Source organism: Candidatus Hydrogenedentota bacterium (assembly GCA_035416745.1).
GTDB lineage: Bacteria > Hydrogenedentota > Hydrogenedentia > Hydrogenedentales > SLHB01 > UBA2224.
In genome coordinates this window covers 1-7109 of sequence record DAOLNV010000152.1, presented here as the reverse complement: position 1 = coordinate 7109, position 7109 = coordinate 1, and the positions used below count along the sequence as shown (strand labels likewise).

The 7109-nt window shown below is 61.9% G+C and carries 6 protein-coding genes; 2 read left to right on the top strand and 4 right to left on the bottom strand.

What is annotated here, in order from left to right; all coding sequences use genetic code 11:
- The coding region (locus PLJ71_22320; protein ID HQM51425.1) for a hypothetical protein at positions 1-1265 on the top strand (1265 nt) is incomplete at its 5' end.
- A gap of 6 nt (positions 1266-1271) precedes the next feature.
- On the opposite strand, the gene PLJ71_22315 is transcribed toward PLJ71_22320, so the two are convergent.
- Together PLJ71_22315 and PLJ71_22310 are read right to left on the bottom strand one after the other, a co-directional pair.
- Positions 1272-2597 (bottom strand): lysoplasmalogenase family protein, encoded by a 1326-nt coding sequence (locus tag PLJ71_22315; protein ID HQM51424.1) that lies wholly within the window; start codon positions 2595-2597, stop codon positions 1272-1274.
- A gap of 88 nt (positions 2598-2685) precedes the next feature.
- Positions 2686-3963 (bottom strand): L-rhamnose isomerase, encoded by a 1278-nt coding sequence (locus tag PLJ71_22310; GenBank protein HQM51423.1) that lies wholly within the window; start codon positions 3961-3963, stop codon positions 2686-2688.
- 354 nt (positions 3964-4317) lie between these two features.
- On the opposite strand from PLJ71_22310, the gene PLJ71_22305 reads away from it, so the two are divergent.
- Entirely contained in the window at positions 4318-4521 is a 204-nt protein-coding gene (locus PLJ71_22305) for a DUF6485 family protein (protein ID HQM51422.1), read from the top strand.
- Between the two features lie 6 nt (positions 4522-4527).
- On the opposite strand, the gene PLJ71_22300 is transcribed toward PLJ71_22305, so the two are convergent.
- A complete protein-coding gene (locus PLJ71_22300; GenBank protein HQM51421.1) occupies positions 4528-5637 on the bottom strand; it encodes a hypothetical protein in 1110 nt (369 codons plus the stop codon).
- Positions 5634-6914 (bottom strand): iron-containing alcohol dehydrogenase, encoded by a 1281-nt coding sequence (locus tag PLJ71_22295; GenBank protein ID HQM51420.1) that lies wholly within the window; start codon positions 6912-6914, stop codon positions 5634-5636. Before PLJ71_22295 ends, PLJ71_22300 begins: the two co-directional genes overlap by 4 nt.
- Positions 6915-7109 lie beyond the last annotated feature (195 nt).

Sequence of the window (7109 nt, the reverse complement as noted above, 5' to 3'; positions counted from 1 at the left end):
TCTGCTTTGCCGTGTACGGGTGGAAAACGGTGCGAGCCGACAACCATCTTCGTGAACGGTTCCCCGGGCAGCCCTGGCAGTGGAACCAGGCGTGGGCCAAAGGCACGGTGACGTGCTCGACCAGGACAGCCGCCGCTTTTGCCGTTGTATTTGCGGGTTTCTGGAACCTGATATCGTTTTCGTTGGCGATTTTCATCGTGCCGCAGGCACTGCGGGAGGATAAGGCCGCCGGACTGCTTGTGTTGCTGTTCCCGGCGGTGGGAATCGGTTTGGCCGCGTGGGCAATCGTGGCGGCCATGCGGTGGCTCAAATACGGCGACTCGATATTCCAGATGGCTGCCGTGCCGGGCGTCATCGGCGGCCAGCTCGCGGGAGTCATCCACACCAACGTCAATCTTCGGCCGGAGGAGAGCGTCAAGCTGGTGCTCAGTTGTGTGCGAAGTTGGATCACAGGCAGCGGGAAGAATCGCGAGACCCACGAGAGCGTGCTGTGGCAGGACTCGCGCGAGATACAACGCGAATCGCTTCAACAGAGCATGGCCCGCTCGGCGATTCCCGTACAATTCACCATTCCCTTCGATGCGCAGGGAACCAGCGATGACGATCTGAGCGACCGCATTCTCTGGCGGCTCGAAGCAGGAGCGGCCACCCCCGGCGTGGATTACAAGGCCCAGTTCGAAGTGCCCGTATTCAAGACGGCGGACAGCCGGGAGGATTTCGTGGCGCACGAAACACCTCTTGCCGCATATCAGAACCCTTCCGAGCTGGACGAAGAATTGCGCGCAGCCGGCATCCTTCGCACGACCCTGGTGTCGGGCGGACGGCGTTATGAGTTTCCCATGGCGCGGCTGAAGGGCACGGCGGCAATTGTCACCGTGTTCTTCGCCATCTGGGTAGGAGCGATTGTCCTCATGGTCGCAGCGGGCGCGCCCATTTTCTTCACCGCCGTTTTCTGCTTTTTCGGGTTCTTAATCGGCTGCGTCGTTTTTGATCTGTGGTTCGGCGCGCAGCGGCTCGAGGCCAATTTCCAGGTCTTGACTGTGACGAGCAGCATGCTCGGGTTCGCCAAGAAACGGGCCTTCTATTACGCCGACATCGAGGCCGTCAAGGTGAGCTCCGACATGCAATCCGGGAACAAGACCTACTACTCGGTTGAAATCACGACAATGGACGGCAATACCTATTCCATTGCGAGGCACATCGCCGACCGCAAGCATGCTGAAGCCATCGCTGCCGACCTCGAAAGCGCGTTGTCGGGGAAATAGTTCTTGTTAGAGGTTTGCGAGGGGGTCGTACGGCTGCGGCTGCGCCTGAGCGGCCTTTGCCTGCTCTTCCAAAGCGCCAACGCGCTCGCGTTCGGCCGAGATGCTGAATGCGAACAGAATCAGTGCAATGTCGCGTAATGGTATGGCGCCCACCGTATTGCCCCAGCCGGACAGAAGATCGTGCACAAGCGAGCGTGCGAACAGAATATCCGAAACATAGAAGGCGATCACGCCCAGTATAATGGTCAGACTGCTTCCGGCGCCGACCGTGGCAATCCCGAACACGGTCATTGCGGTGAGCACCAGGCCAAACCCGATCATGGCGACCTCCATCTCGACGGAGGCTTGCTGGTGAAGCCAGAAATAGCTCGCGGCGCTTATGCCCAATAGCGGGATCGCCGCTCCGATACTCCATCCCAGCGAAAAGCCGCGTATCCAGAAGGCGATGAGAAACGCCGCATGCGCCGCGAGGAATGAAAGCGCACCAAGAAGAAAGAGGCCGCTCCCGCGGAACAAGAACACTTCTCCTGCAAGGGTCAGGACCGTGGCGATAAGAATGGTCCGGCCGTACGCCCGTTTCAGACCGTTACCCATGTACACGGCCGCGATGATTGCTGCTGCAAGGGGATACTGGAGATAACGCGCTACGCCAACAGCGCCCGCCATGCGCAGGGCAATGAAGAGCGCCAGAAGGCCCAGAACCGCGCCAGCCGCCATGAATTGACGCGAATTGCGGGCATAGAACGCCATGAAATCTTTCACGGGGTGGCGCTTGGTTTTCTCCTTGTAGAACGAGGAGCCATCGGTGTAGGCAACGCCGCCGTCTTTGCCCAGGTTGTAGCCGCATTGCTTGCACAGGATCTTGCCTTCAAATGTCACGGCCTCCGTGCCCGGTTTCATGGCTCCGCATGCGGCGCAGATAAACTCTTCGCCGACACGCTGGGCTGCTCCGGCGCCTGCTGAATCTTCCAGCGCCGCGAGGCCGCGCAGACTCGAAAGGTCTTCGAGGCCGCCCAAGAGGTCGGATGTCCCCGGCATATCTTTCAGGCTGTCTGCCAGGTTGCCTTGAAGGCCGAATCCGCCGCTCATCCCTATAGTGGGTGCTGACGGCCCGCCGCCGGCAGGCCGCGGTTGTTGAGCGGGAGCCTGAGGTTGTTGCGCCACGCCTTGAAACAGGTTCGGCGCGGCCTTTCTTGCCGCGGTCCAGTTCGGGAGGCCTTCGCGCCATACCAGTGTGTCCGGCCTAATCGTGCCCTGCTGGACAAGCAGCCCCATCTTGCGCCCATCAAGCGGCCCTATTTGCTTGCTTCCTTCAGCGTAATACCAGTCCATAGTACCCTTTCGGCCGGTTTCAGGAGTGCCAGGACGTGCAAACACCGTCGGACGGCGGCCGTTTTCGGTGCGCGTTGACGGTCAAATGCTATCCGCGCGCGGAGAGCACGTCCTTCTCGTATTGTTTCACGATGTTGATCCAAGTGGTTCCCGCAGGGACCTCGAGTTTCCGGCAATAGTAGTCCCAGACGGCGCCAGCGGGCAGTGTCTTAAGTTCTTCGAGCAATGCGAGCCGCCCGGTGTAATCGCCCGAGCGCTCCAGTTCGGCCAGCTTGTCCGAGGGTTCCAGGAGAGCGAGCAGCAGTGCTTTGATCATGGCGCGCGTGCCCGTGACCCATGCGGCGATCCGATTGATACTGGCATCGAAAAAGTCCAGGCCAATGTGCACCCGCTTGACGAAATCATGCCGGACGATCTCCTCCGCGATGGCTCGCAGGTCGTCGGAGAGGATCACCACATGGTCGCTGTCCCACCGCACTCCGCGGCTCACGTGCAGCAGGATCTCGTCCAGATACAGCAGCACCGACGAGATCTTGTCGGCTATGCCCTCGGTGGGATGAAAATGTCCGGCGTCAAGGCAAAGCAGTTTGTTGTTCCTGATGGCGTATCCCATGTAGAACTCGTGGGAGCCCACCACATAACACTCGGACCCGATTCCAAACAACTTGGATTCCACGGCGTCCAGATTGTGCTTAGGATCGATGGCTTCCGCGAACACGGCATCCAGGGATTGTTTGAGCAGGGCGCGGGGCGTCTGCCTGTCGGCGGGGATATCCTTGAAGCCGTCGGGAATCCATACGTTTGTAATGCACGGGGTGCCCAATTCGCGTCCAATGTGCGCGCCGATCTTGCGGCAGGCGATGCAGTGTTCGATCCAGAACTTCCGAATCCCTTCGTCATAGTGCGAGAGGGTGAAACCGTCGTCGGCTTTCGGGTGGGCAAAGCACGTGGGATTGAAATCCATCCCTAACCCGTTCGCCTTGGCCCAGTCGATCCATCCCTGGAAATGTTCGGGTTGGAGCTCGTTTCGCTCGACTTTCTTCCCGCCGGTTTCGGCATACATGGCGTGCACGTTGAACCGATGCTTTCCGGGAATGAGACTCAGCGCTTTCTCGGCGTCCTGACGCAGCTCGCCGGGGGTGCGCGCCTTGCCCGGGTAGTTTCCCGTGGCTTGGATGCCGCCACCGGAAGCGGCCTCGATACGCTCGAACCCGCCCACGTCGTCTCCCTGCCAGCAATGGAGAGAAATCGGAATGCCGGCCAGCCGCTCCATGGCCCGCGCGGTGTCCACGCCGTATTGGGCATACACCTCCTGCGCGTTGGAATAGGCTTGCTCGATCAAGGCTTCATCCGCGTTTGGAAACATGACTTCTTCCTTCTGCACTGCTCGGTGTGGCTGAACCCTGCCGGTCGCATCCATCGCATTATACAAGAGGCCACACGGACGCGCCAAACCGGGGAACATGGCGGATTTCGCCCGGGCGCCGCGGGAAAGAGCCCGCCAGCGCTGGGCATCAACCTCTCAAGCGGGGCCTGCAATCTGAACAGTGGATGTTCAAGTTGCGCACCATCGCGAACTCGGATGCGGCACGCATTGCGTGGCATCTGCCGGTGACCCGCTGCCAACGGAACCCTTTCTGGTAGAATGCCGCCGGAGGAAGCCCCGTCCGGTTGGCGGACGTCTTATGGTCACACCGATTTTTTCAGGAGGGTTTTGTGAATGGCAACGGAATGCGTGAACAAAGATCGAAATATGTCATTCTGCACGTGCTCGTATCCCGGGTGTTCGCGTCACGCCTTGTGCTGCGAATGCATCCAAACCCATCTGAGAAGCCGCCAACTGCCCGGTTGCTGTTTTCCAGCCGATGCGGAAAGAACATACGACAGGTCCTTCGAAGCGTTTGCGAGGGCCTGGAAGCTGTAGGCCCGTCTATTGCCCGCCGCCGGCGCTCTGCTGAGCGGTGTCTTGTTCCTTGACCGGGCGCGTGGGAGGGACCGGCCTTGTGGGGAGCGTTGGGCGCGTGAATTCGTCCGGGCCCGGCGCAAGAGGACGCGGGGGCGTCTCGATTTCAAGACGTTCCAGCTTCTTGACCGAAGGCATTTCCTTGGAAGGCAACCATAGAGGCGTCAAGCTGGGAGGGTCGTTGTCCGGGGGCCACTGCGGCGGCGCACCATGCTCCTTTTGCCAGCGCGTCTCGGCAGTCTGGGCGCGTTCGGGCTGTTCGCGCAACGCATCCAGGTAGACCCAATAGGCGCGGTCCAGGCCCTGCGACCGCCGTACGATGCGGTGCCAATGGCGAATCCACGCTCGCGCCCCGGGGTCGTCCGCGAGCGCAAGTTCGCGCCGGTGCCACACCCAGAAGCGATGCGGGTACCGCCTGAAATGTGCGTTCAGGGCCTCGAAAGGGGTTCCTATGGGGCTTTCGGCGTCGTAAGCGGTCTCCCACCATGGAAACACGCGGAGATGGGCCAGAGCGTTATCGTCGAGCGTCTGGAAGGCCGTGCGCAGACGTTCCACCGACGGCTCGTGCCTGCGCGCGGCGTCGGCAAGCGGTTGCAGCGCCTCCGGCATCGGCTTGACCCATCGCGGATTCGCGAGAAACGTCAGTGCTTCAGCGGGGTTGGCGCGCAGACAGGTCAACACAGCGCCCCAAGCCCCGCCATCGCTGCGATGGGCCAGTTCGAATCGGTGCAAATCGTCAATTGCCGCACGCGCGCCGGAATCCGACGCGAGGAAATCGTAATAGCCATCCATCTGGCTCGCGGCCTCGGGAAACCGCACGAGGGTTTCGTCGTAGCGGTTGGCGGGCAGTGAAAACCCCTGCGTGAGCATCAGCGAGACGAAAGCCTCCTCGGCCGCGGCGATCGGAGGATGCTTCTCGAGCCAGCTCAGATATCCCCGGTGTTCCGCCAGGAGAACGGGCTTGCTCTCGAGGACGCGCTCGACCGCGGCCCGCTCCGCTTCGGCTCGAGGAACCCGCGGCTCCGCGTCCTCGATCCCCGCGAGCAGCGTAAGCAGTGCCAGGAAGACAACGTTCATTCAATCCCCAACTCGGCGGCCAGATCGAGCACGGTGAACCGGTTCCGAATAAACCGCGCCCGTTTGACGGCCTTTCGGAATTCTTCGGCGGGCGCGTCGAGTTCCTCGGGCGTCACAGGGCCTCCGGCCGCCCGGATGGCCTCGGCAACCGTAGCCGGCGGGAGATAGTCCTTCCGCACGCCCTCGCACAAGGTCTGGTATTTCGACGCGATATGCGCTATTTCGTGGCGCAGTTTCCGCGGCGGCAGGGCTTTCTCCTGCCATTGCTTGAGTACCTCGCCCGCAACCGGGCCCCAATCTTGTTCAATCCATGCGCGGATTTCGCCCTCGTTCGGTTGAGCCGCGGCCAACGCGTCCGCGTCGAGGGCGGCCGGGTCGAGTGACAGGATCCTCTCCCACAGACCGAGGCAGTGAACGGTGCCTACGCCGACCTGCGCGCCATGCAGGTCATGGGAAGTCCCGTACAGGGCGCTCTTCATATCCAGATAGTGCGAAAGCAGGTGCTCGCCCCCCGACGCCGGTGAAGAGGAACCGGCCGCGAGCATGGACAACCCTGAAAGCAGCAGCGCCTCGAGCACGACCGCCAGCGCTTCCAGGTCGGCCCGGCCAACGCCCGGCGCGGCGTTAAGCACCTGTTCGACCGTGCCTTCGTAAAACGCCATCGCCATGGGCGAGAAGTACTCGTTGCGGAGTAAGTGCGCGGTCCGCCAATCCGATGCCGACGAGCATTTGGACAGGAAATCCGCGACGCCCGCGGCCGCCATGCGTTGCGGCGCGGTCGCCACCACTTCCGGGTCGGCGAAGACCCCTAGGGCGGGGGCGCACGGCGTGGTGCGCTTGAGGCCGCGCACCTTGAGGGCGGTGATGCCTGAAGTATAGCCGTTCATGGACGCCGCCGTCGCGTATAGGACCGATGGTTTCCCAAGTTTCGTGCCCGCGTGCTTGGCGAGATCGCAGAGCGTGCCCGAACCGACGGCCACGATGAAATCCACGTCCCGGCTGGATGCGGCGACTTCGTCGCCGAGTTCTTCCGTGGCGTCAAGAGGCTCGGGACCGTAGGTCTTGTGTGCGATACGGCGATTTGCGGCGCTGAGCGCCGAAACGGCCTTGTCTCCCCCCGCGGCCAAGGTGTTCTCGTCCGCGACGAGCAAGCAGGAACGCCCGAGGTGTTGCGATGCGAAGTCAGCAAGGCGCGCGGCTGCGTTCGTGCCCACGTAACAGGCCTTTATCGGGTGGTCTTCAATTCGTTGAATTGCGTTTGCAGGTGTAGTCTTCATTGCAGTATCCAATGCTTTCCACCGTTATGTCTGAACAAGCCGGTTCTTCGTACTGCTCGAGTGTGGGCGGCAACGTGGCATGTCCCAGGGCGAGGACGCGCGGCCCGTGTTCGGCTCCCCCCGGTAACTCGACGTGTGCGGTACCACGGCGAGGCTACACCTTTCCCGCCATCAAACGCAACGGCGCGGCGCTCT